Origin of the sequence: Bacillus sp. B28 (assembly GCF_029536185.1) — a bacterium.
Classification (GTDB): domain Bacteria; phylum Bacillota; class Bacilli; order Bacillales; family Bacillaceae; genus Bacillus; species Bacillus halotolerans.
Genome location: NZ_CP120511.1, coordinates 2,348,678 through 2,375,046, shown reverse-complemented (window position 1 = coordinate 2,375,046; position 26,369 = coordinate 2,348,678). Strand labels below are relative to the sequence as shown.

27 protein-coding genes and 1 riboswitch are annotated in these 26,369 nt (G+C 42.4%); of the genes, 25 read left to right on the top strand and 2 right to left on the bottom strand.

The window, feature by feature from the left end; genetic code table 11:
* Positions 1 to 5: 5 nt before the first annotated feature.
* The 9 genes from rluB (at position 6) to aroD (ending at position 9,468) form a co-directional block, all read left to right on the top strand.
* On the top strand, positions 6 to 740 hold the full coding sequence (rluB, locus tag P3L57_RS11585; RefSeq protein ID WP_044154911.1) for a 23S rRNA pseudouridine(2605) synthase RluB: 735 nt from the start codon (positions 6 to 8) through the stop codon (positions 738 to 740).
* Between the two features lie 93 nt (positions 741 to 833).
* Positions 834 to 1,373: a thiol-disulfide oxidoreductase ResA gene (resA, locus tag P3L57_RS11580; protein WP_044154915.1), complete on the top strand. Its 540-nt coding sequence runs from the start codon at positions 834 to 836 to the stop codon at positions 1,371 to 1,373.
* Positions 1,370 to 2,998 carry a cytochrome c biogenesis protein ResB gene (gene resB, locus P3L57_RS11575; RefSeq protein ID WP_059336640.1) on the top strand — a complete coding sequence of 543 codons (1,629 nt, stop codon included), beginning with the start codon at positions 1,370 to 1,372 and terminating at the stop codon, positions 2,996 to 2,998. The genes resA and resB overlap by 4 nt, the downstream gene beginning before the upstream one ends.
* Before the next feature lie 19 nt (positions 2,999 to 3,017).
* A complete protein-coding gene (gene ccsB / locus P3L57_RS11570) occupies positions 3,018 to 4,193 on the top strand; it encodes a c-type cytochrome biogenesis protein CcsB (protein ID WP_069487296.1) in 1,176 nt (391 codons plus the stop codon).
* Between the two features lie 82 nt (positions 4,194 to 4,275).
* A complete protein-coding gene (gene resD / locus P3L57_RS11565; protein ID WP_069487297.1) occupies positions 4,276 to 4,998 on the top strand; it encodes a DNA-binding response regulator ResD in 723 nt (240 codons plus the stop codon).
* Positions 4,995 to 6,761 (top strand): sensor histidine kinase ResE, encoded by a 1,767-nt coding sequence (gene resE, locus P3L57_RS11560; RefSeq protein WP_059293678.1) that lies wholly within the window; start codon positions 4,995 to 4,997, stop codon positions 6,759 to 6,761. Before resD ends, resE begins: the two co-directional genes overlap by 4 nt.
* 203 nt (positions 6,762 to 6,964) lie before the next feature.
* Positions 6,965 to 7,549, top strand: a complete 585-nt coding sequence (gene sigX, locus P3L57_RS11555) for an RNA polymerase sigma factor SigX (RefSeq protein ID WP_059336638.1) — start codon at positions 6,965 to 6,967, stop codon at positions 7,547 to 7,549.
* Positions 7,485 to 8,594, top strand: coding sequence for a hypothetical protein (locus P3L57_RS11550; RefSeq protein ID WP_059336637.1), 1,110 nt, complete (start codon positions 7,485 to 7,487; stop codon positions 8,592 to 8,594). The genes sigX and P3L57_RS11550 overlap by 65 nt, the downstream gene beginning before the upstream one ends.
* 112 nt (positions 8,595 to 8,706) lie before the next feature.
* Positions 8,707 to 9,468: a type I 3-dehydroquinate dehydratase gene (aroD, locus tag P3L57_RS11545; RefSeq protein ID WP_069487298.1), complete on the top strand. Its 762-nt coding sequence runs from the start codon at positions 8,707 to 8,709 to the stop codon at positions 9,466 to 9,468.
* A 58-nt stretch (positions 9,469 to 9,526) separates the two neighbouring features.
* On the opposite strand, the gene serA is transcribed toward aroD, so the two are convergent.
* Positions 9,527 to 11,104 (bottom strand): phosphoglycerate dehydrogenase, encoded by a 1,578-nt coding sequence (gene serA / locus P3L57_RS11540; protein WP_010334772.1) that lies wholly within the window; start codon positions 11,102 to 11,104, stop codon positions 9,527 to 9,529.
* 206 nt (positions 11,105 to 11,310) lie between these two features.
* Positions 11,311 to 11,445, top strand: a riboswitch (FMN riboswitch).
* A 156-nt stretch (positions 11,446 to 11,601) separates the two neighbouring features.
* On the opposite strand from serA, the gene fmnP reads away from it, so the two are divergent.
* Positions 11,602 to 12,174, top strand: coding sequence for a riboflavin transporter FmnP (gene fmnP / locus P3L57_RS11535; RefSeq protein ID WP_024121894.1), 573 nt, complete (start codon positions 11,602 to 11,604; stop codon positions 12,172 to 12,174).
* Between the two features lie 39 nt (positions 12,175 to 12,213).
* On the opposite strand, the gene P3L57_RS11530 is transcribed toward fmnP, so the two are convergent.
* On the bottom strand, positions 12,214 to 12,462 hold the full coding sequence (locus P3L57_RS11530) for a ferredoxin (RefSeq protein ID WP_003225461.1): 249 nt from the start codon (positions 12,460 to 12,462) through the stop codon (positions 12,214 to 12,216).
* Positions 12,463 to 12,727: 265 nt separating this feature from the next.
* Here P3L57_RS11530 and P3L57_RS11525 point away from each other — a divergent pair, with 265 nt between their 5' ends.
* The 15 genes from P3L57_RS11525 to cmk all read left to right on the top strand — a co-directional run bounded on the left by P3L57_RS11525 (position 12,728) and on the right by cmk (position 26,159).
* Complete coding sequence (locus P3L57_RS11525) at positions 12,728 to 13,786, top strand: YpbB family protein (RefSeq protein ID WP_069487299.1); 1,059 nt, start codon at positions 12,728 to 12,730, stop codon at positions 13,784 to 13,786.
* Positions 13,779 to 15,269 carry a RecQ family ATP-dependent DNA helicase gene (locus P3L57_RS11520; protein ID WP_069487300.1) on the top strand — a complete coding sequence of 497 codons (1,491 nt, stop codon included), beginning with the start codon at positions 13,779 to 13,781 and terminating at the stop codon, positions 15,267 to 15,269. Before P3L57_RS11525 ends, P3L57_RS11520 begins: the two co-directional genes overlap by 8 nt.
* Positions 15,270 to 15,283: 14 nt before the next feature.
* Positions 15,284 to 15,865, top strand: coding sequence for a CPBP family intramembrane glutamic endopeptidase (locus tag P3L57_RS11515; protein WP_286238784.1), 582 nt, complete (start codon positions 15,284 to 15,286; stop codon positions 15,863 to 15,865).
* The gene (locus P3L57_RS11510; protein WP_044154974.1) at positions 15,849 to 16,589 is read left to right on the top strand and encodes a LysM peptidoglycan-binding domain-containing protein; all 741 of its coding nucleotides are present in this window, start codon (positions 15,849 to 15,851) and stop codon (positions 16,587 to 16,589) included. The genes P3L57_RS11515 and P3L57_RS11510 overlap by 17 nt, the downstream gene beginning before the upstream one ends.
* A 64-nt stretch (positions 16,590 to 16,653) precedes the next feature.
* The gene (locus P3L57_RS11505) at positions 16,654 to 17,097 is read left to right on the top strand and encodes a YpbF family protein (RefSeq protein WP_044154976.1); all 444 of its coding nucleotides are present in this window, start codon (positions 16,654 to 16,656) and stop codon (positions 17,095 to 17,097) included.
* 85 nt (positions 17,098 to 17,182) lie between these two features.
* The gene (locus P3L57_RS11500; RefSeq protein ID WP_044154977.1) at positions 17,183 to 17,962 is read left to right on the top strand and encodes a metallophosphoesterase; all 780 of its coding nucleotides are present in this window, start codon (positions 17,183 to 17,185) and stop codon (positions 17,960 to 17,962) included.
* 151 nt (positions 17,963 to 18,113) lie between these two features.
* Positions 18,114 to 18,698, top strand: a complete 585-nt coding sequence (locus tag P3L57_RS11495) for a genetic competence negative regulator (protein ID WP_010334765.1) — start codon at positions 18,114 to 18,116, stop codon at positions 18,696 to 18,698.
* A gap of 156 nt (positions 18,699 to 18,854) precedes the next feature.
* Complete coding sequence (gene gudB, locus P3L57_RS11490; protein ID WP_044154979.1) at positions 18,855 to 20,129, top strand: NAD-specific glutamate dehydrogenase; 1,275 nt, start codon at positions 18,855 to 18,857, stop codon at positions 20,127 to 20,129.
* 108 nt (positions 20,130 to 20,237) lie between these two features.
* Positions 20,238 to 21,212, top strand: coding sequence for a YpdA family putative bacillithiol disulfide reductase (locus P3L57_RS11485; RefSeq protein WP_044154980.1), 975 nt, complete (start codon positions 20,238 to 20,240; stop codon positions 21,210 to 21,212).
* Between the two features lie 120 nt (positions 21,213 to 21,332).
* On the top strand, positions 21,333 to 21,989 hold the full coding sequence (gene prsW, locus P3L57_RS11480) for a glutamic-type intramembrane protease PrsW (RefSeq protein WP_044154984.1): 657 nt from the start codon (positions 21,333 to 21,335) through the stop codon (positions 21,987 to 21,989).
* Positions 21,990 to 22,132: 143 nt separating this feature from the next.
* Positions 22,133 to 23,047 (top strand): spore cortex-lytic enzyme, encoded by a 915-nt coding sequence (gene sleB / locus P3L57_RS11475; protein ID WP_059293685.1) that lies wholly within the window; start codon positions 22,133 to 22,135, stop codon positions 23,045 to 23,047.
* Between the two features lie 36 nt (positions 23,048 to 23,083).
* Positions 23,084 to 24,436 carry a germination protein YpeB gene (ypeB, locus tag P3L57_RS11470; protein WP_024121883.1) on the top strand — a complete coding sequence of 451 codons (1,353 nt, stop codon included), beginning with the start codon at positions 23,084 to 23,086 and terminating at the stop codon, positions 24,434 to 24,436.
* 92 nt (positions 24,437 to 24,528) lie between these two features.
* Positions 24,529 to 25,185: a cyclic di-GMP receptor DgrA gene (locus P3L57_RS11465; RefSeq protein WP_059293686.1), complete on the top strand. Its 657-nt coding sequence runs from the start codon at positions 24,529 to 24,531 to the stop codon at positions 25,183 to 25,185.
* A gap of 44 nt (positions 25,186 to 25,229) precedes the next feature.
* Entirely contained in the window at positions 25,230 to 25,406 is a 177-nt protein-coding gene (locus P3L57_RS11460) for a YpfB family protein (protein ID WP_044154999.1), read from the top strand.
* Positions 25,407 to 25,484: 78 nt separating this feature from the next.
* On the top strand, positions 25,485 to 26,159 hold the full coding sequence (cmk, locus tag P3L57_RS11455; protein ID WP_044155003.1) for a (d)CMP kinase: 675 nt from the start codon (positions 25,485 to 25,487) through the stop codon (positions 26,157 to 26,159).
* The last annotated feature ends 210 nt before the right edge of the window (positions 26,160 to 26,369 follow it).

The window sequence follows — 26,369 nt, the reverse complement described above, 5'->3', positions numbered from 1 at the left end:
AAGACATGGAAAGACTGCAAAAAGTAATTGCTCACGCCGGAGTTGCATCGCGCAGAAAGGCAGAAGAGCTGATTAAAGAAGGAAAAGTAAAGGTGAACGGCAAAGTAATAACAGAGCTTGGTGTTAAAGTCACCGGTTCTGATCAGATTGAAGTAAACGGCTTGAAGGTGGAACGTGAAGAGCCTGTTTATTTTCTTCTATATAAACCAAGGGGCGTGATTTCCGCAGCGGAAGATGACAAAGGGCGCAAAGTCGTGACGGACTTTTTAAGAGAAGTGCCGCAGCGCATTTATCCGGTCGGACGTCTGGATTACGATACTAGCGGTCTTTTGCTTTTAACCAATGACGGCGAGTTTGCCAACAAACTGATGCACCCTAAATATGAAATAAACAAAACATATGTAGCAAAGGTAAAAGGCATACCGTCTAAAGAGCTGATCAGAAAGCTGGAGCGCGGCATTATGCTGGAGGAAGGCAAAACAGCGCCTGCCAAAGCGAAGCTGCTTTCATTGGATAAGAAAAAACAAACCAGCATTATTCAGCTGACCATCCATGAAGGACGGAACAGGCAAGTGCGCCGCATGTTTGAAGCAATCGGACATGAAGTCATTAAGCTGAAGCGGGAAGAATACGCATTTTTAAACCTGAGAGGCTTAAATACGGGAGACGCAAGAGAGCTTACGCCGCACGAAGTCAAAAGACTCAGAGCGCTAGCGGAACACGGTAAAAACGCTTTCTAAGTTTCACATAACCTTCAAAAAGTTAGAAATGTGAAATGATTGTGAAATGATATAATTGAATGGATCTGCAATAGGGGAAGGGGGCAGTGGACAATGAAGAAAAAAAGACGTTTATTCATTCGGACCGGCATCCTTCTCGTTTTAATCTGCGCGCTGGCCTATACAATATACAATGCTGTATTTGCCGACAAAGAGAGCATATCCGAAGGGTCCGAGGCACCGAATTTTGTCCTTGAAGATACGAATGGGGAACGTATTGAGCTAAGTGACTTAAAAGGAAAAGGTGTTTTTTTGAATTTCTGGGGCACCTGGTGTGAGCCGTGCAAAAAAGAATTTCCTTATATGGCGAACCAATACAAATATTTTAAAGACCAAGGCGTTGAAATTGTCGCGGTAAATGTTGGGGAGTCAAAGATAGCAGTACATAATTTTATGAAATCCTACGGAGTAAATTTTCCGGTTGTTCTGGATACAGATCGTCAGGTGCTTGATGCCTATGGCGTATCTCCGCTTCCGACAACCTTTTTAATCAATCCGGAAGGAAAAGTTGTCAAGGTGGTGACCGGCACTATGACAGAAAGCATGATCCATGACTATATGAATCTGATAAAACCCGGAGCGACTTCGGGATGAAGCAGGTAAAATGTGAATGCGGACATATCAACCCGGTCGGAACTGTTTTATGTGAATCGTGCGGCAGGGCGCTTCAGGAAACGCAGACCCCGCTTGCTGATATGAGATACGATGGAAGTGCGAGACGTTCACAAACCTATAACAAAACGTTCATTGATAAAATATGGAACTTCTTTTCTTCGGTTAAGGTCGGAATATGGCTTATCGTCATAACCCTTGCAGCATCAGCATTCGGGACGATTTTTCCTCAAGAAGCCTATTTGCCCCCCGGCGCTCAGGCTGATACATATTATAAAGAACAATACGGCACGTTCGGCCAGCTTTATTATTTACTCGGGTTCCATCATTTATATGGATCTTGGTGGTATTTGCTGCTGATTGCCTCAATCGGCATTTCTCTTGTCATCTGCAGCCTTGACCGTGTGATTCCATTGTACAGAGCATTGAAAAATCAGGGGGTCAGGAGAAGCCCTGTTTTCTTAAAAAGACAGCGGCTGTTCAGTGAAACGGAGACCGAGCTCAACCTTGAAGAAAAAGAAAAGATTGTGACTCTCTTAAAGAAAAAGCGTTATAGAATACGAGAACAAGAGGGCAGCATTCTGGCGGAAAAAGGGCGTTTTTCCCGTTGGGGTCCGTATGTCAATCACATAGGATTAATCATTTTCCTGATTGGCGCAATGCTGAGATTTGTGCCGGGCATGTACGTCGATGAAACGCTCTGGGTCAGAGAAGGCGAAACTGCGGCAATTCCAGGCACAGACGGAAGATATTATTTGAAAAACAATCAATTCAGCGTAGAGACTTATAACAGCGAGACAGAAAAAAAGGTGTTCGCTGATGCCATTGACAGAGTCGGAAGCGGAAAGGTCGCGAAAAACTTTCAAACAGATGCGGTACTCTATAAACGGGAAGGCAAAATTGTCTATGGAGAGAAGCCGAAGCTGAAAAAAATAAAAGAAGAAGATATTCGTGTCAACCAGCCGCTGCGCTTTGATTCGTTTTCTGTTTATCAGGTGGATTATAAAGAGAATCAGCTCGATCAGATGGTGTTTCAGCTGATTGACAAAAAATCAAAAAAATCCTTTGGGAGCTTAAAGATCAACCTATTGGATCCAGATTCGGTTTATGATCTTGGCAACGGTTACAAAGTTGAGGTTGCCAGCTACCTTCCTGACTTCTATTTTAATCAGGACGGAGAGCCGAGCACAAAAACAAAAATCCCTAACAATCCGGCGTTTGTTTTTAATATCATAACGCCAGATAAGCCAAAAGGCGAAAAAAGCTTTGTTGCCATTCAAGAAACAATTGAAGGGTCGGGCAGCAATAAATACAAGTTAAAATTTGACCATGTCGAAACGAAAAACATAACCGGCCTGACAGTCAGAAAAGATTTGACGCTTTGGGTGCTTGCCATCGGCGGAGCCATTTTTATGATTGGCGTCATTCAAGGAATGTACTGGCAGCACCGCAGAATCTGGCTGCATACACAGGAAGGTGCAGTCATGGTTGCCGGCCATACCAATAAAAACTGGTACGGACTGAAGCGGGATTTAGAATTTGTTTTAGCCGATACGGGGCTGACTGAACCAGCAGACCAAAAAGAATTAATGAAAACACAGAAATAGGCGAAAAGGGAGTGGTGTCATGGCGGAGCTGAGCGGAAATTTTCTTTATGCGGCCTTTCTCGTGTATTTAATCGCGGTCCCGATTTTCGGCGGGGCCATACGAGGAAGGAAAATTAAAAAAGACAGGGCAAACCGGTGGGCGACGATCGGAATTATCCTTTCGATTATCGGTTTTCTCTGCCACCTGGGCTATTTTATTACAAGGTGGGCTGCCAGCGGCCATGCGCCTGTCAGCAACATGTTTGAATTTACAACAGCCTTTGGCATGATGCTTGTGCTTGCGTTTATTATCCTTTATTTTATCTATCAATTGCCTTCATTAGGTCTGTTTACATTATCGATCGCTTTATTGCTGATTGCATACGCCAGCATGTTTCCGACGGACATTTCGCCTTTAATTCCGTCATTGCAGAGCAATTGGCTGTATATCCACGTAACCACGGCCGCGCTGGGGCAAGCTATACTCGCCATCAGTTTTATCGCAGGTGTCATTTTTCTTTTGAAGCATGTTGACCAGACCAAACCAAGTAAAAAAACCTTTTGGCTTGAAGCTATCATGTTTATTATGGTGACGGCAGTTGCCTTTATTGTGATAACATCTGTGTTTCGTTTTGCCGGCTATGAAGCTGAGTTTAACTGGGTGGATAAGAATAAGGAAAAAAGCGTGATGGTCTATGAAATGCCCGCACTTGTAGGTCCGCATGAGGGTGAGCTTATCACCGAGGGGAAAATGCAGCCCATTGCAGAGCTTCCGGCCCTTTTCTCAGGCAGAAAGGTAAACACAGTGATTTGGTCGTTTGGAGCTGGACTCCTATTGTACGGAGCGCTTCGCCTGATCGTCAGAAAAAGAATCAGTGCCTGTTTCCATCCTCTGGTGAAAAACGTGAATCTTGATCTGGTAGATGAGGTTGGCTACAGAGCCGTTTCCATCGGTTTTCCGATTTTTACACTCGGCGCGCTGATCTTTGCAATGATTTGGGCTCAGCTCGCTTGGACGAGATTTTGGGGCTGGGACCCGAAGGAAGTATGGGCGCTGATCACGTTTTTGTTTTACGCCGCATATTTGCATTTAAGGCTGTCAAGAGGATGGCACGGTGAGAAATCAGCATGGCTGGCCGTAATCGGTTTTGCTATCATTATGTTCAATTTAATATTCGTAAATCTTGTGCTTGCCGGACTTCATTCTTATGCATAGTCCAGAACAAAGCGATACAGTTCTCAAACTTTCTCACGATTTGATAAAATGAAAGTAACAGAAGGAAAGCAGGGGGAAAACGATGGACCAAACCAATGAAACCAAAATATTAGTAGTTGATGACGAAGCCAGAATTCGCCGCCTTTTAAAAATGTATCTTGAACGTGAAAATTATGTGATTGAAGAAGCGGAAAATGGTGATGAGGCCATTGCCAAAGGCCTCGAAACCAATTATGACTTAATTTTGCTTGACCTAATGATGCCTGGCACAGACGGAATTGAGGTCTGCCGCCAAATTCGCGAAAAAAAAGCTACACCAATTATCATGCTGACCGCAAAAGGAGAAGAAGCAAACCGGGTGCAGGGGTTTGAATCGGGAACAGATGATTACATCGTCAAACCGTTTAGTCCGAGAGAAGTTGTGCTGCGGGTAAAAGCGCTTCTGAGAAGGGCATCTCAAAACTCTTATTTCAATGCGAATACGCCGACGAAGAACGTATTGGTGTTTTCTCATCTGTCAATCGATCATGATGCCCATCGGGTAACTGCTGACGGAACTGAAGTGAGCTTAACACCGAAAGAGTATGAGCTCCTTTACTTCTTAGCGAGAACGCCTGACAAAGTGTATGATCGGGAAAAGCTTCTCAAGGAAGTGTGGCAGTATGAATTTTTTGGCGATCTGCGTACAGTAGACACACACGTCAAACGTCTCCGGGAAAAGCTCAATAAAGTATCACCGGGAGCTGCCAAAAAAATCGTCACCGTATGGGGCGTCGGTTATAAATTCGAGGTAGGCGCTGAATGAAATTTTGGAAAAGCGTAGTAGGTAAGCTGTGGGCTACGATCCTTTCTCTTGTCCTGATCGTATTATTTATTTTAACGGTGCTTTTACTCGAGTTTATCGAAAATTATCATGTGGAAGAAGCCGAAAATGATTTAACCCAGCTTGCAAATAAAGTCGCAGTCATCTTAGAAAAACACGAGGATCAGGCGCTGGCAAGGTCGATCACCTGGGAGCTCGCTGATAACTTAACAAGCATTGCGATCATACAGGATGAGAAAAAATACTGGTATTCGCCGAACGATAAAAATCGGCTCTCATCTATTACGCTTGAGCAAATACAGCGGGACAAGGATTTACACCAGGCTCTGGACAACCATAAAAAAGTCAGTAAACGTACGGGCCTGAGTGGCAGAGACACGGATAATGAACGCCTGATTGTGGGTGTTCCGTATGAAAAAGACGGAAAAAAAGGCATGGTCTTTTTATCTCAGTCTCTGCTTGCTGTTAAAGACACAACAAAACACACGACCCGTTATATATTCCTTGCCGCAGGCATTGCGATTGTGCTGACCACATTTTTTGCTTTCTTTTTATCAAGCAGGGTCACGTATCCGCTTCGAAAAATGAGAGAGGGCGCACAGGATTTGGCAAAGGGCAAGTTTGACACGAAAATCCCGATTTTAACCCAGGATGAAATCGGTGAGCTGGCAACCGCCTTTAATCAAATGGGGCGGCAGCTTAACTTTCATATCAATGCGCTCAACCAAGAAAAAGAACAGCTTTCAAACATATTAAGCAGTATGGCTGACGGAGTGATTACCATCAATATCGACGGCACGATTCTCGTGACAAACCCGCCGGCCGAACGTTTTCTGCAGGCTTGGTATTATGAGCAGAATATGAATATTAAAGAAGGCGACAATCTTCCGCCAGAAGCAAAAGAACTGTTCCAAAATGCTGTCAGCACAGAAAAAGAACAAATGATTGAAATGACGCTGCAGGGCAGATCATGGGTGCTGCTGATGTCGCCGCTGTATGCAGAATCGCATGTCAGAGGCGCGGTTGCCGTTCTTCGAGATATGACCGAAGAACGCCGCCTTGATAAATTGCGCGAAGACTTTATCGCAAATGTCAGCCATGAATTAAGAACGCCGATCTCCATGCTTCAAGGGTACAGTGAAGCCATTGTCGATGACATTGCGAGCTCCGAAGAAGACCGAAAAGAGATTGCTCAAATTATATATGACGAGTCGCTGCGAATGGGCCGCCTTGTCAACGATTTGCTTGATTTAGCGCGAATGGAATCAGGGCATACTGGATTGCATTATGAACAAATCAATCTTAATGAATTTATAGAAAAGATCATGCGCAAATTTTCCGGTGTTGCCAAAGAAAAAAATATTTCTTTGCATCAGGACATTTCTCTCACTGAAGAGGAATTTATGTTTGATGAAGATAAGATGGAGCAGGTGTTTACCAATTTAATTGATAACGCGCTGCGTCATACTCAATCAGGCGGCAGTGTCTCCATCTCCGTTCATACGGTTAAGGATGGAATAAAAATAGACGTCAAAGATTCCGGCTCCGGCATACCGGAAGAGGATCTGCCATTTATTTTTGAGCGGTTCTATAAAGCGGATAAAGCACGGACAAGAGGCAGAGCAGGAACCGGACTGGGACTTGCTATTGTTAAAAATATTGTGGAAGCTCACAACGGTACCATTACGGTGCACAGCCGGATGGACAAAGGAACGACGTTTACGTTTTATATTCCGACAAAATGATCAAGTCGAGTCTGAATTTGCCGAAGAATCTTGTTCCATAAGAAACACCCGCTGATCCAAGCGGGTGTTTTTTAAAAGGTTTTTCTTAATAAAATTTAAGGATATGTTAATATAAATTCCCTTCCAAATTCCAGTTTCTCGTAATATAGTTGTAATGTAACTTTTAAGCTATTATTACGACTAAAGAAACGGAGGGGTTTCCTATGGAAGAAACCTTTCAAGCGTTATATAAAACTTACCATCAAGATTTATATCAATTTTTATTTTATATGGTAAAGGATAAAAGCCAGGCTGAAGACCTTCTTCAGGAGGTTTATATTCGTGTATTAAATTCATATCATACGTTTGAAGGAAGAAGCAGTGAAAAAACATGGCTTTTGTCGATTGCACGCCATGTGGCGATAGACTGGTTCCGTAAGCAGCAGACGATCAGACAGCGTGTACTCGGGACATTTGATTGGGATACACAGGATGTCAGAGATCAGCAATTGCTTCCGGACGAACTCGCGGTTCAACATGAAAATGTCCGGGAAATTTATGCTGCGCTCGATCAATGTACGATCGATCAAAGAGCTGTGATTATCTTACGGTTTATTCAGGGATATTCAATACAGGAAACAGCCAATGCTCTGCGCTTCTCGGAAAGCAAAGTGAAAACGACCCAACACAGAGGGCTCAAAGTACTTCGGAAACATATGGAGCTTTTGAGGGAGGAGCTAGTGGATGATGAAGCCAGATTGGAACGAAGAACAGATAAAGGAGTTGTTAAGTCAACTGCCGGCAGTTAAAGACCATCGTTCTCCGCAAGACATATATAAGCGGCTTTCGATGGCAAAAAGCAAAAAAAAGTCCGCTGTTAGGTGGATTGGCCCCGCATGTGCCACTGCGGTTGCGGTTTATATCGCCTTCATTATTTCTCCTCATTTCTTTGATCAGGCACAGCCTCAACAAAAAGAAGCGTCCCAAGAAAACGCTATAACGAAAACTGAGACAGCAGACAGCAAAAAAGCTGCATTATCCCTGGATCAGTCATCGTTAGTTGTTCCTGAAAAGGAGCAGAACAACTATACGACTGTAGCAATTGCCGATGCCGAAACATCCACAATTATACCCGTCAGCATTAAAAAAACGAAATCAAACCAAACCATACAGGAGGTGCTGTTTGAAAGTGATCAATTGGATATCCTTGATCACGCCATCACAATTCCCTCCTTCATGGATGAAGTGGAAGTAAAGGAAAACCAAAATCATAAGGAATTACATATACAAGTCGATCAGCCCATTGAGGCTTTTTCTGTAAAAGACGACGCAATACTAAAAAATTTGCTGAAAGAATCTTTAAAATGGAGTCCCTATGAAAAAATCAAAATTTTTTCATCGGAGCAGAAAAAGGACGGCGCCAGTATTGGCTCAAATGGTACTTTTACTGAAATTCCTATTCCTAAACAGTCGAACAGAGCCTACTCCTTGTACCAAAATGAACAAGGACAAGACTTTCTCGTTCCAACAGAAAGAACATTTAATACTGTAAAAGAAGCTATTAAGGAAATGGAATCGAGCAATCAAACAAATACTGCACCTCTTATTCAAGCAGGTGCCGTCAAATCTGTAACGGAGAAACAGAATCACTTATATATCCATTTCTCAAAACACTCGAGGGTTGAGGATTCTATTGCCGGCATCTTAATGCTGGAGGGACTTCTTTTAACAGCAAAGGAGTTTGGCTTTACAGAAGTGACCTTTGCGGAAACGGGAACAAAAAAAATCGGCAGATACGATGTATCAGAAGCTATTCCGGTTCCAGCTGCTCCAAATCCGATTTCCTTAAATTAAAAGAGCCTTTTTTCAGGCTCTTTTTTCGTTGCTTTTCATATAATAGAAATTTTCAAAAAAAACTTGTCCGTGTATAATAAAACAAGGTAAAGATTGAAAGGATTTGAGACGAGTGAACGTGTTAACAATCAAAGGAGTTTCCATCGGTGAAGGGATGCCGAAAATCATCGTTCCGCTGATGGGGAAAACAGAAAAGCAAATTTTAAAAGAAGCAGAAGCTGTGAAATTACTGGATCCGGATATTGTCGAGTGGCGAGTCGATGTATTTGAAAAAGCAGACGACAGCGAAGCAGTCATAAAGATGATCTCAAAACTGCGAGAGTCTTTGAGAGACAAGCTGTTTCTATTTACATTCAGATCGCATAAAGAAGGCGGGAGCAAAGAAATGGATGTACGTTCCTACATCGCTTTGCTGGAAACGGCTATCCGCACAAAAGATATAGACTTTATCGATATTGAATTATTTTCAGGAGAGGCCAACGTTGAAGCGTTAGTATCTTTAGCAGAAGAAAATGGTGTCTACGTGATTATGTCTAATCATGACTTTCAGAAAACACCTGCAAAGGACGAGATCATTTCCCGGCTTCGTAAAATGCAGGAGTTAGGAGCGCATATTCCGAAAATAGCCGTAATGCCGAAGGATGCAGGAGATCTTTTAACCTTGCTTGATGCGACGTATACGATGAAGACAAAATATGCGGACCGTCCAATGATCACAATGTCAATGTCGGGAACGGGATTAGTCAGCAGGCTGAGCGGTGAGATATTTGGATCAGCTTGCACATTCGGCGCAGGAGAAGAGGCGTCAGCACCTGGGCAAATACCTGTATCCGAACTGAGAAACGTGTTAGAAGTACTGCACAAACATACATAAACAGGAAACCGTTAAAAAGCAGAAAAAAACTCAAGCTGCAGAGCTTGAGTTTTTTTCATTATGGAAGATCAATAAGTTTCACAGACACGATATCAGGAACATCTGTTAGTTCTTTCACAATTTTATCTTCTAAATGTCTGTCAAAAGAAAGCATCATGATGGCTTCTCCGCCTTTTTCTTTACGGCCAACCTGCATGGTTGCAATGTTAATATCGTTATCTCCGAGAATACGTCCCACTCGGCCGATGACCCCCGTCGTATCCTGATGCTGGATGTAAACCAGGTGGCCTGTTGGATAAAAGTCGATATTAAACCCGTTGATTTCGACAATGCGTTCTCCGAAATGAGGGATATAGGTAGCTGTAACGGTAAAGGTGCTGCGGTCTCCCGTCACTTTTACGCTAATGCAATTATCGTATCCAGATTCAGAAGTGGAAATCTTTTCACTAAAGCTAATGCCGCGTTCTTTTGCGACACCGCCCGCATTTACTTCGTTAACTGTTGAGTCAACGCGTGGTTTTAAGAAGCCTGAAAGAAGGCTTTTTGTAATAAACGATGTTTCAAGTTTAGCAATTGTGCCTTCATATTGAATCGCGACATCCTGTACCGGCTCTTTCATGCATTGTGATACGAGGCTGCCGATTTTTCCTGCGATTTGGTGGTACGGCTTAATCTTAGCGAATTCATCTTTTGTCATGGCAGGCAGGTTAATGGCTGACATAACAGGAAGACCTTTTGCGAACTGCAGAACTTCTTCTGATACTTGCGCTGCAACATTCAGCTGCGCTTCTTTTGTCGATGCCCCTAGGTGAGGAGTGGCAATCACTAACGGGTGGTCAACGAGTTTATTATCAACTGGCGGTTCAACTTCAAAAACGTCAAGCGCCGCACCGGCAACATGGCCGCTTTCTAAAGCTTCAAGAAGAGCTGCCTCATCGATAATGCCGCCTCGTGCACAGTTAATTAAGCGAACACCTTTTTTCGTTTTTGCAATTGTTTCTTTGTTTAATAAGCCTTTTGTTTCTTTTGTTAATGGTGTATGCACAGTGATGATATCTGCGCTTTCCAAGACTTCTTCGAACGTACGGCTGTTTACACCGATTTTTTTCGCTCTTTCTTCTGTTAAGAAAGGATCAAAAACGTGCACGGTCATACCGAAGGCTCTCGCACGCTGTGCAATTTCGCTTCCGATTCTGCCTAATCCTACAATTCCAAGTGTTTTGCCGTAAAGTTCCGAACCGACATATGCTGTGCGGTTCCATTCTCTGGATTTTACAGAAATATTGGCCTGAGGGATGTGTCTCATTAAAGATGAGATCATCGCGAATGTGTGCTCAGCTGTGGAAATTGTGTTTCCGTTTGGCGCATTAATAACAATTACCCCGTGTTTCGTCGCTTCGTCAATGTCGATATTATCCACACCGACACCGGCTCTTCCGACGATTTTTAAAGAAGTCATTTTTTGAAAAAGGTCTTCTGTTACTTTTGTCGCGCTTCGCACCAATAGAGCATCAAAGGTATGTAATTCATCCTCTGCATCTGCTACGTTTTTTTGGACGATTTCAATAAAGTCTGATTCAATAAGTGGTTGTAAGCCGTCGTTGCTCATTTTGTCTGAGACCAATACTCGAAACATCGTAAGATTTCCTCCTAAATTGACAAACTAAATATCTGATAATTTAACATATTCTCAATAGAGTGTCAATGTGTATTGACGCAGTAAAGGATAAAAGGAAAGCGAGGAATTGACCAGTTTTAGAGACTTTTGGCGTTATATTTAATTTGAAGCAATTATCTATACAACCAACCCTTTATCGTTTATAATGGAACCAAATTCATATGATCAATCTTCGGGGCAGGGTGAAATTCCCTACCGGCGGTGATGAGCAATGGCTCTAAGCCCGCGAGCTGTTTTTGACAGCAGGATTCGGTGTGATTCCGAAGCCGACAGTATAGTCTGGATGGGAGAAGATGGAGGTTCAGCAGCGTTTTGAAAGAATGGTTTTCAAACGTTTCTTTACCAAGCCAAATTTTTAAAACCCCGCTTTTATATCATAGAGCGGTTTTTTTATTGGCTGGAAAAAGAACCTTTCCGCTTTTCGAGTAAGATGTGATCGAAAAGGAGAGAGCAAATTGAAAGTGAAAAAATTAGTCGTGATCAGCATGCTGAGCAGCATCGCATTTGTTTTGATGCTGTTAAATTTTCCGTTTCCGGGGCTTCCTGATTATTTAAAAATTGATTTCAGTGATGTCCCTGCCATTATTGCGATTCTTATATACGGACCTTTAGCGGGTATTGCCGTTGAAGCGATAAAAAACGTTCTTCAATATATCATTCAGGGGAGCATGGCTGGAGTGCCTGTAGGACAAATTGCAAATTTCATTGCCGGAACACTCTTTATTTTGCCGACTGCTTTCTTATTTAAAAAGCTGAACTCAGCAAAAGGCCTGGCAGTAAGTCTTCTGCTTGGAACTGCAGCTATGACGGTGCTGATGAGCATTCTGAATTATGTTCTGATTCTTCCGGCCTACACATGGTTTTTACACTCCCCGGCATTATCCGACAGTGCGCTGAAAACAGCGGTAGTCGCTGGTATCCTGCCATTTAACGTCATAAAAGGCATTGTCATTACGATTGTGTTCACACTAATCTTTATCAAGCTTAAACCGTGGATTGAACAGCAAAGAAGCGCGCATATTCATTAAATAAAAAAAGCTCCCGCAGGGGAGCTTTTTCGATTACTTCTATTCAAATTTAAGCGGGTCGCCCTCAAACGGCTCATCCGCCACTTTGATGGAATCAGTAGGGCATCCTTCAAATGCGTCAATCATATCTTCTTCCAGTACTTCAGGAACTTCGACAACGCCTTTGTTTTCGTCAAGCGTTACGAACGCGATGCCTTCATCATCGTAATCGTAAATGTCTGGTGCAGCCGCTCCGCAAGCGCCGCATGCAATGCATGTATCTTTGTCTACGATTGTGTACTTTGCCATGAATAAAACCTCCCAGATTGTTCTTGGTGGAACAAATGGATCAATCTTTATATTTAATCAATTTAACACCTATTCCTCTTACTTATTGTAATGATGTTGATGCCACATTTCAACAGAAAAATGATTGAGAATGCTTATCACATAAGGGGTTATCTACATAACATCCCCCCTAATAATGACTTTAAACGTCGATTTCTGTTTAAAATCTGTTAAAATAAAAAGAACAAACCAGCGATTTTTGTCAGGAAGAATGTGGGTGGATAGGTTGTCATTAAATTACTTTGATATCATGGTTCTCGATTGCCTTTCTAAAATAAACGGGGAACGGACAGGAAGTGCCGTTTTTCACTTATTCAAAGGAAAAAGATCGTCACAAACCATTCAAGATGCCGGCTTATTTCAGACTGCAAGATATTTTGGGATGGCTCCGCAATGTTCAAGAAGCGACATTTCAGCCTCACTCCGCAAGCTTGAACAGCAGTCATTTCTGGATCCGATGTCAGAAACAGATACATACAGAGTGACTATTAGAGGCGAAAGCATGTTGAGGCAGGCGCTGAGTGAACGGCCTTGGCCAGCCCATTGCCATGGCGCTTATTTTCAGCAGGCCGCAAGCGTGCTCTGGAAAAGACTTTCCCTTCTCGTACAGGTATTGTCAAATAAGCAGCACAGCAGCAGACAGTATATTCCCGTCACAAAAGATTATAAGACGCTTCACTGGGTCAAGCGATACATGCACAAGCAAAAGGACCATGAAAAACTGGCAAGAGGCTTGCAGGATATGCTGGAGAATCATTTGCAAAAGCTTGACGAGAAAGCAGCTCTTATCTTTGTCTACTCATTAACTTCATATAATAGGATCGGTTATACGAGCAGGCAGCTTGCTGACAATCTGAAAGAAGACGAGTGGTACGTTTATGTCTTGTTTTGGGCTGCGGTACATTATTTTATTCATTCCTTGCCGCAATGTGAAGATTCTATATTAAAGGATCTTCTTTCTGATGTGCACCTGGAGAACGCACTGACTGAGTCTACGAGAAAAACATGGCAGATGGTCAGACAAGGAATTCCGATTCAGCGAATTGCTGAAATCAGAAAGCTGAAAACCGCCACAATTGAAGACCATATCGTCGAAATTTCTCTTCATGAGCCGGCTTTTGTAATTGATGGATATATTTCGGCTGAAGATCAGCTCCAAATTGCTGAGTTCGCCAAACGCATGCAGACAAACAAGATCAAACAAATTCGAGAAGGCCTAGAGCAGCGGTTCAGCTACTTTCAAATCAGGCTGGCATTGGCAAAGCAGGTGAAACAGTATGACTAAATTACAGCAAGCGTTATATCAGTTTTTTGGTTTTCATTCCTTCAAAAAAGGGCAGGAGGACATCATCAGAAGCGTACTCAGCGGAAAGGATACCATTGCAATGCTTCCGACAGGGGGAGGAAAGTCTCTTTGCTACCAGTTGCCCGGTTATATGCTTGACGGTATGATATTAATCGTTTCTCCTTTGCTTTCTTTAATGGAGGATCAGGTGCAGCAGCTGAAAGCGCGGGGAGAAAAACGAGCTGCCGCTTTGAATAGCATGCTCGGCAGGCAGGAAAGACATTTCGTTTTGGAGCATATCCACCGCTACAAATTTTTGTATCTGTCGCCCGAAGCTTTGCAGTCGTCATATGTCCTAGAAAAATTAAAGAGCGTTCCGATCAGTCTTTTTGTTATTGATGAAGCGCATTGTATATCGGAGTGGGGACATGATTTTAGGCCTGATTATTCAAAGCTTGGACAGCTGAGAAAAAAACTAGGACATCCGCCGGTGCTTGCTCTGACGGCTACTGCGACGAAGGATACGCTGCATGATGTCATGAATTTGCTTGATCTGCAGCATGCCGAACAGCATCTTAACTCAGTTAACCGGCCGAATATTGCACTCAAAGTTGAAAATACCGCGGATACTGCCGAAAAAATAGATAGGGTCATTCGGCTGGTTGAAAACCTGCAAGGACCGGGAATTGTCTATTGTCCGACAAGGAAATGGGCAGAGGAATTAGCGGAGGAAATTAAAAATAAAACAAGCAGCAGGGTTGATTATTACCATGGCGGCATGGATTCTGGTGACAGAATGTTAATTCAGCAGCAATTTATCAATAACCAGCTTGATGTCATTTGCTGTACAAATGCGTTCGGAATGGGTGTTGATAAATCTGATATCAAATATGTCATCCATTTTTATCTCCCGCAGACGGCTGAAGCTTTTATGCAGGAAATCGGCAGAGCAGGGCGTGACGGAAAACCGAGTGTCAGCATTTTGCTCAGAGCGCCTGGAGATTTCGAATTGCAAGAGCAGATTATCCAAATGGAGAGCCTTGCGGATGGGGAAATCGCCAATGTTATTCGCGTGCTGGAAGAAACGGAAGAACGGGACGAAAGAAAGCTGCGCGAATTATTAATGCAATATGGTATCACAGAGACGCAGTCGCGAATGATCATCCATCTCTTTATGCAGGGGAAAACATCAATTGAACTGATCAAGCGGGAAATCACGTATCGCATGGAGCTGAAACTTGATAAAATGCGTCACGTAACAGCTTTGCTTCATCGCGATGGCTGTTTAAGACAATCGCTGTTAGCCTATTTTGATGAAACCTACGATCCCGATAAGGGAAGCATGCCATGCTGTTCACATTGCGGTTTTGATCTTTCGCTGTATGAACAAAAAGAGGAGCGCGTCAAAATAGAGCCAATAGACGGCTGGAGATCGGAATTGCACCGTATATTCAGTCTGCAGACTGTAGGTGAGCCGAACTGAAACAGCAAAAGGATTTGATCCAGCATTTGTCTGACCGTGATATACTGAAGCAGCTATACATGACACAGCTTCTGATCATCATGGTGTCCGCTGCTGCCGTTTTGTTCTTTTTTCAGGATGCAAGTGATTTTTTCAGGCTCTGGCATATTAGGGATATAAGAATCATTTGGTATGGTGTTTCTTTGGCGGTTATTGTCATTTTAGCCGACATGGCAATCATGAAATGGTGTCCGCCTCATTTATATGATGACGGCGGAATCAATAAAAAGTTATTCAGTAAAAGGCCAATCCCTCATATTATATTTTTAACGCTTCTGATTTCTTTTGCTGAAGAAATGTTATTCAGGGGAGTGCTGCAGACCCATATTGGTTTATGGGCGGCCAGTCTTGTATTTGCTGTTCTTCATTTTCGGTATTTGACAAAATGGCTGCTATTTATCATGGTGACGGCAATCAGCTTTTTGCTTGGACTGATTTATGAATGGACCGGCAATCTATTTGTTCCGGTAACGGCGCATTTTATTATTGATGCCGTGTTTGCCTGTCAGATTCGTTTTGAACATGTTAGGAGGGATACACATGACGAACATGTCTAGAGTAGAGAGAAGAAAAGCCCAGAATCTTTATGAAGACCATAAAACCGCATTGGCGGACGACCTTTTCGAAGATGATGAAGAAAGCCTTCCGACAAGACAATCTGTAAAAAATCAAAGAGAGAAGAAAAAAAAGCAAGGCAAAACAAGAACGCCGTTATTTACCACTCTCGCAGTACTGTTTGTATTTGTGCCGGTTATCGTCTTTGTCACCTTATTTTATCTAATGAAAAGCCATCCGGGAAATCCCGATGATTATGAAGATGTTTTTATAAACAGCAGCCAGAGTAAATACGAGGTGGTCCAAAAACCAGAGGCCAAAAAAGAAATGGCAGAGACAGTTCTGCGCGAAGAGTCAAAAAAAAAATCTGAAGGCAAAAAGACAGAGAAACAAACAGAAGCAACAACTGATAAGAAGCAGCCAGCTGTAGCGGAAAAAGAGGACACAGCAAACAAACAGGAAGCAAAAAGCGCGGCTGCTTCCCCTTCCCCGGAAAAAACATTCCAAAAAGAGCAGGAACAGGTACAGCAGCAGTCTGAACCAGTTCAAGATACGGAGGCAAAACGTATCGTTCAGCACACCGTTCAAAAGAAAGAAACGCTGTACCGCATTTCCATGAAATATTATAAAAGCAGATCAGGAGAAGAAAAGATCCGTGCATATAACCATTTGAACGGAAATGACGTTTATACCGGGCAAATTTTGGACATCCCTTTGACTTATTAGCGGGCATCTTTTTGATCGCAGGTTCATATATTGTAGCAATGAAAAGGGACAAGGTGTGAAGCGTATGGAATCCTTATGGAACCAGCTGGACCGATTTACGGACGCGCCGACCAAACAGATGCTACAGGCGTTGGTGAAACGAAAACAAAAATACGAAAACTATGCTGCGCAATGCCGCAGGTGGCGGTGGACCTCACTCATTTGCCTGGGCTTATTATGTCTTTTAATGATGACCAAAAGTCCGGCGCCTCAGCTCATTCTTCAAGAAATGCTCAGCCATACCTTTTATTTATTCTGGATGATGGCAACTGCTTTTGCATACTGCACTTCATATTATTTTAAGAAAAAAGAAGAAAAAGCCGAGGGTGATTTCCATAAACTGAGGTGTGAAATTATTCAGAAAAGCACTGATCTTTGGCCGCAGCCTGATAAATGGAAGGCGAGAGAATCTGTTTTTCGATTGATGAAGCACCAATACGATATTAATCTATATTTTGAAAGTAAATAAAATGGGGCGTTTTCTCAAACGATAGAAACGTCTTTTTTTTATTGTCCGTCTTATTGATAAGTTCTAAAAGAATGGAGAGTTTTTAATGAAGCGATCAATGAAAATTGCCGGTGCATTGGCTATTGCAGCAGCGGCAATGACGGCAAAAATGTATTCAGTGGCAAAAGGCAATCACCTAAAAATCCATACATTTACGTTATCAAAAATGAAGGGGAAGCCGCCTCTTACGATCTTTTTTATATCTGACATTCATAAACGTATGGTTGATCACGGTCTTTTAGAGGAAGCGCAGGGCCATCAGCCGGATCTGATTATAATCGGGGGTGATTTAGCTGAGGGCGGAGTGCCCTGCTCGAGAATTGAGGAAAACGTCAGAAGGCTTGCGGGTTTGGGAGTCCCTGTCATGTTTGTCTGGGGAAACAATGATTATGAAATCAGTCAGCGGGAACTGTATGCTATATTTAAAACGCACCGCATTATTACGCTGCGAAATGAATCGGTTCCTTTTACGTATAACGGACATACCATCACCATAGCCGGAGTGGATGACATCAGGATGGAGATGGATGATTATGAAGAAGCGATTAAAGAAATTGACGGGAACCAGGTGAACGTTCTGGTTTGCCATAACCCTGAGATCCATCAACAAATCAATGAAACTGACGGTATTGATGTGATATTCAGCGGGCATACCCATGGCGGGCAGATTCGATTCGGGAAATTTGGCCCTTATGAGCTTGGGACAACCGGTTTTGTTAAAAATGCTGCGTACCTCATCAGCAATGGGTACGGCACAACAAAAGTGCCCCTTCGCTTAGGGGCGGAGCCTGAGGCACACATCGTGACACTTGCAGCACCTGAATGACTTCCCTAAAGAGTGTGTCAATAAAAAACTGCATTGTGCTTGTCTTACTAGTGAACTCAGTGTAAACTGATAACAATTAAGAACCTATGACTCATCATCTCATATAATGTGTTATATGATTTGTGTGCAAGTAGAGGCAGGAGGGAACGTTATGCGGCTTGAGCGTCTGAATTATAATAAGATCAAAATCTTCTTGACCCTCGATGATTTAACTGATCGTGGATTAACAAAAGAAGACCTCTGGAAGGACTCATTTAAAGTCCACCAGTTATTTAAAGATATGATGAATGAAGCAAATACAGAGCTCGGCTTTGAAGCGAATGGACCGATTGCAGTGGAAGTGTATTCTCTCCAAGCACAAGGGATGGTTGTGATCGTAACAAAGAACCAAGAAGCGGATTCAGAAGAAGATGAGTATGATGATGATTACATCGAAATGCAAGTCAAGCTTGACGAAAGCGCGGACATCATATATCAATTCCATTCCTTTGAAGATATCATTCAGCTTTCTGAAAGCTTACAGCGGATCGGTATCACAGGAGGAACTGTCTACCACTATGAAGGACAGTACTTCCTGAGCCTTGAAGACTTGGGATCACAGACTGCCGAGGGTGTTGTGGCGGTCCTGGCTGAATACGGCAATCCGACAACATTAACGATTTATCGCTTACAAGAGTATGGTAAGCTCATTATGGACGGAAATGCTGTAGAGACAATCCAAACTCATTTTTCATAAGAATGGAAGAAAAACTGCTGTTTTTTACAGCGGTTTTTTTTGTTAAAAAACATGGAAAAACATAACGTTTATCCTATGCATAGATCATATGAAGGTGTATACTATTCTCTGAAAGGGAGCATGTGAGAAACAGAAGATTCTAGGAGGTTAACTCAAATGGCAGCCGATCGAAACACCGGTCATACAGAAGAGGACAAACTTGATGTATTAAAATCAACCCAAACCGTAATACATAAGGCTCTGGAAAAATTGGGATATCCTGAAGAAGTATACGAACTGTTAAAAGAGCCGATGAGATTATTAACGGTAAAAATACCAGTTCGTATGGACGACGGTTCAGTCAAGATTTTTACGGGTTATCGTGCCCAACACAATGACTCTGTCGGTCCGACAAAAGGCGGGATACGTTTTCACCCGAACGTAACTGAAAAAGAGGTGAAGGCACTTTCCATTTGGATGAGTTTAAAATGCGGTATCATTGATCTTCCATATGGCGGTGGTAAAGGCGGAATTGTTTGTGATCCAAGGGATATGTCGTTTAGAGAGCTGGAGCGTCTTAGCAGGGGTTATGTCAGAGCTATCAGCCAAATTGTCGGTCCGACGAAAGACGTGCCGGCACCGGATGTATTTACAAACTCACAAATCATGGCTTGGATGATGGATGAGTATTCAAGAATTGATGAATTTAATTCACCTGGGTTCATTACAGGCAAACCGCTTGTGCTTGGCGGATCTCACGGGAGAGAATCAGCGACAGCAAAAGGTGTAACCATCTGCATAAAAGAAGCGGCGAAGAAAAAAGGCATCGATATTAAAGGTGCACGAGTTGTCGTTCAAGGCTTCGGAAATGCCGGAAGCTATTTGGCAAAATTTATGCATGATGCAGGGGCAAAGGTTGTCGGCATATCCGATGCATACGGCGGACTGTATGATCCTGAAGGCCTGGATATTGATTATTTACTCGACCGCCGCGACAGTTTTGGCACAGTGACAAAGCTTTTCAACGATACCATTACGAACCAAGAGCTGCTGGAACTGGATTGTGATATTTTAGTTCCTGCCGCGATTGAAAACCAAATTACAGAAGAAAATGCCCATAACATTCAGGCGAAAATCGTTGTTGAAGCAGCAAACGGCCCAACTACGCTTGAGGGAACAAAAATTCTTTCAGACCGTGACATTCTGCTTGTTCCGGATGTACTGGCAAGCGCGGGAGGCGTAACGGTTTCTTATTTTGAATGGGTTCAGAATAACCAAGGCTTCTACTGGGGCGAGGAAGAAGTAGAAGAGAAATTAGAAAAAATGATGGTAAAATCATTCAACAATATTTATGAAATGGCCAACAACCGAAGAATCGACATGAGACTTGCCGCATATATGGTAGGCGTGCGTAAAATGGCGGAGGCTTCGCGCTTTAGAGGCTGGATATAAGTTGATGATTTGCATAAAAAATAAAAATCTCCTATGATAAAATAGGAGATTTTTTTATTTGGAAATAGAAAAATGTGAATCGAATGCCAATCGCAGGAGTTGACGGAAATGATTGAAGAAAAAGCAATAATTATTGGCGGAGGTCCTTGCGGGTTATCTGCGGCCATTCACCTAAAACAAATTGGCATTGATGCCCTCGTCATTGAAAAAGGCAATGTCGTTAACAGTATTTACAATTATCCGACGCATCAAACCTTTTTCAGCTCAAGTGAAAAGCTTGAAATCGGTGACGTGGCATTTATTACCGAAAACAGAAAGCCTGTCAGAATTCAGGCTTTGTCGTACTACAGAGAAGTCGTGAAGCGGAAAAAGATCCGTGTGAATGCATTTGAAATGGTGCAAAAAGTGACAAAAGCAGAAAACAATTCATTTGTTATCGAAACGTCAAAAGAGACGTATTCAACACCATACTGCATTATTGCCACAGGCTATTATGATCATCCAAACTATATGAACGTACCTGGTGAGGATTTGCCGAAGGTATTCCATTATTTTAAGGAAGGACATCCGTATTTCGATAAAGACGTCGTCGTTATCGGCGGAAAAAATTCAAGTGTAGATGCTGCGCTTGAACTCGTCAAATCAGGAGCGCGTGTCACCGTTTTATATAGGGGCAATGAATATTCTACAAGCATTAAGCCATGGATTCTGCCAGAATTCGAATCTTTAGTAAGAAACGGTACAATCCGAATGGAATTTGGCGCTTGTGTAGAAAAAATCACTGAAGATGAAGTCGTTTTCCGCTCCGGCCAGCAGGAACTGATTACCATTAAAAACGACTTTGTATTTGCCATGACGGGTTATCATCCTGATCATCAATTTTTGAAAAAAATCGGTGTGAAAATCGATGAGGAATCAGGGCGTCCGTTTTTTAATGAAGAAACGATGGAAACCAATGTGGAGGGCGTTTTTATTGCCGGGGTCATCGCTGCCGGAAACAATGCAAATGAAATATTTATTGAAAACGGAAGATTTCACGGCGGCCACATCGCAAATGAAATCGCAAAAAGAGAAGATAAGTGAAAAGAGGAGAGCATATGAAGGATTCGTATGCTCTTTTTGTTTTTTTAAGGGCAGACAGATGTAAATTCATACACAACATGATAGGATAGACATAGGAATATAAAGGAAAGAGGTTGCCTGATGTTTGCAATCATCTCTGCAGGAATTGCTCCCGGCATCGCGCTGTTAAGTTATTTTTATTTAAAAGATCAGTATGATAATGAACCTGTACATATGGTGCTTCGGTCATTTTTTCTTGGGGTTGTTCTTGTATTTCCCACCATGTTTATCCAGTATGTGCTTGAAAAAGAGAATGTGGGAGGCGGAAGCTTTTTTGTTTCTTTTTTGTCTTCTGGCTTTTTGGAGGAATCATTAAAATGGTTTATTTTAATGATCAGTGTTTACCCGCACGCCCACTTTGATGAACATTATGACGGAATTGTATACGGCGCAAGTGTATCGCTCGGTTTTGCGACACTCGAAAATATTCTTTATTTAATCGGACATGGCGTGGAGCATGCGTTTGTCAGAGCGCTGCTGCCCGTTTCATGCCATGCCTTAATTGGCGTGATTATGGGGTTTTATCTAGGGAAAGCGCGTTTTTCCGCTGAAAAAGCACGTGCAAAATGGCTTTTCCTTTCGTTGGCCGTACCTTCACTTTTACATGGGTCGTATGACTTTATCCTGACAGCCCTCAGTAATTGGATCTATTACATGCTTCCATTTATGTTATTTTTATGGTGGTTTGGTTTGCGAAAAGCAAAAAAAGCCCGTTCCGTCAATATGATGCAGATATAGAAGAGCCGCACAGCGATAGTGCGGCTTTTTGATTTGCTGAAATTTTTAAGCTGTGAGGGATAAGAAGGAAAGAGTGTATAAAAATAACCTCGTTACAGAAAATACGATTACACTCAAAAATTTGCTGTAGGAGGCTTGAAAAAATGAAGTCCAAAGGATCGATTATGGCATGTCTCATCTTATTTTCCTTTATCATTACGACGTTTATCAATACTGAAACCATTTCAGCCTTTTCTAATCAAGTCATTCAAAGAGGGGCAACAGGGGACGATGTGATCGAGCTGCAGGCGCGTCTTCAATATAACGGATATTATAATGGGAAAATTGACGGGGTTTATGGATGGGGGACATACTGGGCAGTACGGAACTTTCAGGATCAATTCGGCTTAAAAGAGGTAGATGGTCTGGTCGGAGCTCAAACCAAAAAGACCTTGATATGTAAGTCTAAATATTACCGTGAATATGTCATGGAGCAGCTTCAAAAAGGAAATAAATTCACGCATTACGGAAAAATACCGCTGAAATACCAAACAAAACCGTCAAAAACAGCGACTCAAAAAGCAAGGCAGCAAGCAGAGACGCGGCAGAAACAGCCTGCTGAAAAAATAACACAGCAGCCGCAAGCGAATAAACAGCAAAACAATAACACGCCTGCAAAAACCAGAAAACAGGATGCGGTTGCAGCTAACATGCCGGGCGGTTTTTCCAATAATGATATTCGGCTGCTTTCTCAAGCGGTTTACGGGGAAGCGCGTGGGGAGCCGTACGAGGGACAGGTTGCTATTGCAGCAGTTATCTTGAACCGTTTAAACAGTCCGTTATTTCCAAATTCAATAGCAGGTGTTATTTTTGAACCGCTTGCCTTTACAGCTGTGGCTGACGGACAAATTTATATGCAGCCGAACGAAACAGCAAAAGAAGCAGTATTAGACGCCATTAATGGCTGGGACCCTTCCGAGGAAGCGCTATATTACTTTAATCCGGATACAGCTACCAGCGCGTGGATTTGGGGGCGCCCGCAGATTAAGAGAATCGGTAAACACATTTTCTGTGAGTAGCAGGACATAAGAAAGCATAAAAATGAGGTGTGATAAATGATCAGAGCTATTTTAATCGCAGTGCTCGGTATTGCAATTGTCGGTACTAGTTACTGGGGATACAAAGAGCACCAGGAAAAAGACGCTGTCCTTCTTCATGCTGAAAATAACTATCAGCGGGCGTTTCATGAGCTGACCTATCAGGTAGACCAGCTGCATGATAAAATTGGTGCAACGCTTGCCATGAACAGCAAAAAATCACTGTCCCCCGCATTGATAGATGTTTGGAGAATTACATCAGAAGCCCATAACAGTGTCAGTCAGCTGCCGCTTACATTAATGCCGTTTAACAAAACGGAAGAGCTGTTATCTAAGATCGGTGATTTCAGCTATAAAACGTCAATCAGAGATTTGGATCAAAAACCGCTCGATGAAAAAGAGTATACTTCGTTAAATAAGCTTTATCAGCAATCAGAAGATATACAAAATGAACTGCGCCACGTTCAGCACCTTGTTATGAGCAAGAACTTGCGCTGGATGGATGTAGAGATGGCGCTGGCCTCTGATGAAAAACAGAGTGATAACACGATCATCAATAGCTTTAAAACGGTTGAAAAAAATGTCGGATCCTTTGCCTCAGGAACAGATCTTGGGCCAAGTTTCACCAGCACCAAAAAAGAAGAGAAGGGTTTTGCCCATCTGAAGGGAAAAGAAATTTCTGCACAGGAAGCCAAACAAATTGCCCAACGCTTTGCACCTGATGACAATTATGCAATCAAAGTGATAAAGAGCGGAAAAAAAACAAACCGTGACGTCTACAGTATCAGTATGAAAGATCCTGATCATAAAGCAGCGATATATATGGATATTACAAAAAAAGGCGGACACCCGGTTTATTTAATCCAAAACAGAGAAGTGAAAGATCAGAAAATCAGCTTGAATGATGGATCGAATCGAGCCCTTGCTTTTCTAAAGAAAAACGGATATGAAACAAAAGATCTGGAAATCGATGAAAGTGCGCAATACGATAAAATCGGTGTATTCTCATATGTTCCAATAGAAAATAATGTCCGGATGTATCCAGAAGCCATCCGTATGAAAGTTGCCTTGGATGACGGCGAGGTTGTCGGCTTTTCAGCGCGAGATTTCTTAACATCCCACAGAAAAAGAGACATACCAAAGCCGGCTATCTCTGAACAAGATGCGAAAGCAAAATTAAACAAAAGTGTAGAAGTGAGAGAAACAAGGCTTGCTGTGATCACAAATGAATTAGGACAGGAAGTATTATGCTATGAAATGCTGGGTACGATTGAAAATGATACATTCAGAATGTATATAAATGCTAATGACGGAACGGAAGAGAAAGTTGAAAAACTAAAAAATGCTGAACCTATATATAAAGACCTATAAAAACCAGGAGGAAAGGACTAAAAGTCTTTTCCTTTTTTTCATTACATGCTTTAATAAAAAGTGAGTATATTGAATGCGAAAGAGTGAAGTCAATGATAGAGATTGGGGAAACTGTACACTTAGAATACATAGAAGAAAATGATTTAAAAATAGCAAAGAGCAAAGCCGTGAGTATAGAAAACGGAGAGCTCCTGATCGCATATCCGGTTGATGTAAACACAGGAAGAACCGTGATTTTACATCAAAATATTGAAGTAACGGTAGAGTTTGTCGGTAAAGACGAAGTGCCTTACCGCTTCTCAAGCCGCATTAAGGGAAAAGTGAAGGACAAGCTTCAAATGATCTGCCTTGAAATGCCTCCCCGTGAAAAAATGAAGCGAATTCAGCGCCGCCAATATGTAAGAACTGACGCGGTATTGGATGTGCTGGTCGAGCCGGCAGATGAAAAAGACGGGTTTCATACACTCTCGTACAATATCAGCGCCGGCGGTATTGCTTTGATTGTGACAGATGGCTATTCTTTTCAGCACGGGGATACGCTGCGCCTGTTCATCAGCCTTCAGGATGGGGAGAAAACGAATCAAATAGAGGCTGACGCGGTTGTCAGGCGTGTTTATAATGATTCAAAATCAGGCAAACGTAAAATGACCTTGGAGTATTCGGAGATTTCAGCCAGTGATCAGCAGCTCCTTCTTCAGTATTGCATACGCCGCCAGTTAAACAAGAGAAGAAAGGGACGATTGGAATAAACATCGGCAAACACTTCCATACTATTTGTGATGGAGGTGGGCTGATGAAGACCTTTGAACGGCTGCTGCTCAAATTATTGTTCATTCAGGCAGTGATTTTACTTGGTATCCAGTTTCTTTTTCACTATCAGCATATTGAACCTTATGTCTCAAAAGTGATTCAATATGAAGGGGTGGATAAAATGGAAGTTAATGATTGGGTAGAAACCTTCAATCATTAATTATTCATGAATTTTTCACCCTTTTTCATAAAGTTCATGATACAATCCATAGAGGAGAAAAGAGCAAGGAGAGGAATTATGGAAAAGAAATTATCGATTGCGATCGACGGCCCGGCTGCTGCGGGGAAAAGCACCGTTGCCAAAATTGTGGCTGAGAAAAAATCGTACATATATATTGATACAGGAGCGATGTATCGGGCCATTACATATGTGGCTTTACAAGAAAAAGTTGATTTGACAGATGAAGCAAAATTAGCTGAGCTGTTAAAGCAAACCGATATTGAGCTGATTACAACAAAAGAAGGACAAAAGGTGCTTGTCAACGGCACAGATGTGACTGAGGACATCAGAAAAGACGAGGTCAGCAATCAAGTCTCAATTGCTGCCAAGCACAGAAGCGTCAGGGAAGAAATGGTGAAACGCCAGCAGCAGCTCGGGGAAAAAGGCGGTGTTGTCATGGACGGACGTGATATCGGAACTCATGTGCTTCCAAACGCCGAAGTGAAGATCTTTCTTTTGGCATCTGTTGAAGAGAGAGCGAAACGCCGTTATGAAGAAAACGTAAAAAAAGGCTACGATGCCAACTACGAAACATTAATTGAGGAAATTGCAAGAAGAGATAAGCTCGATTCAGAGCGCGAAGTTTCTCCGCTTCGAAAAGCAGATGACGCGCTTGAAATCGACACGACTTCTCTCTCCATTCAGGAAGTTGCTGAAAAAATCCTTGATGTAGTGGAGCAAAAGTCCCGCTGATACCGGCGGAGGCCACTTTTTTTGAATTTTTCAACAAAGAAAGAATGTTATTGCTTGACAAACCTGTCCTTTTATTAGAAGTTAATACTAATAAAACTTTTTATTGATCATTCAAAATCTTTTTTGGATGATTCTTTAATACATATTCGGCTAAAAGCGGACATGCATGATACGTGTTCAGCTTTCAAACCGTTTTTAATTAAGCTGTGT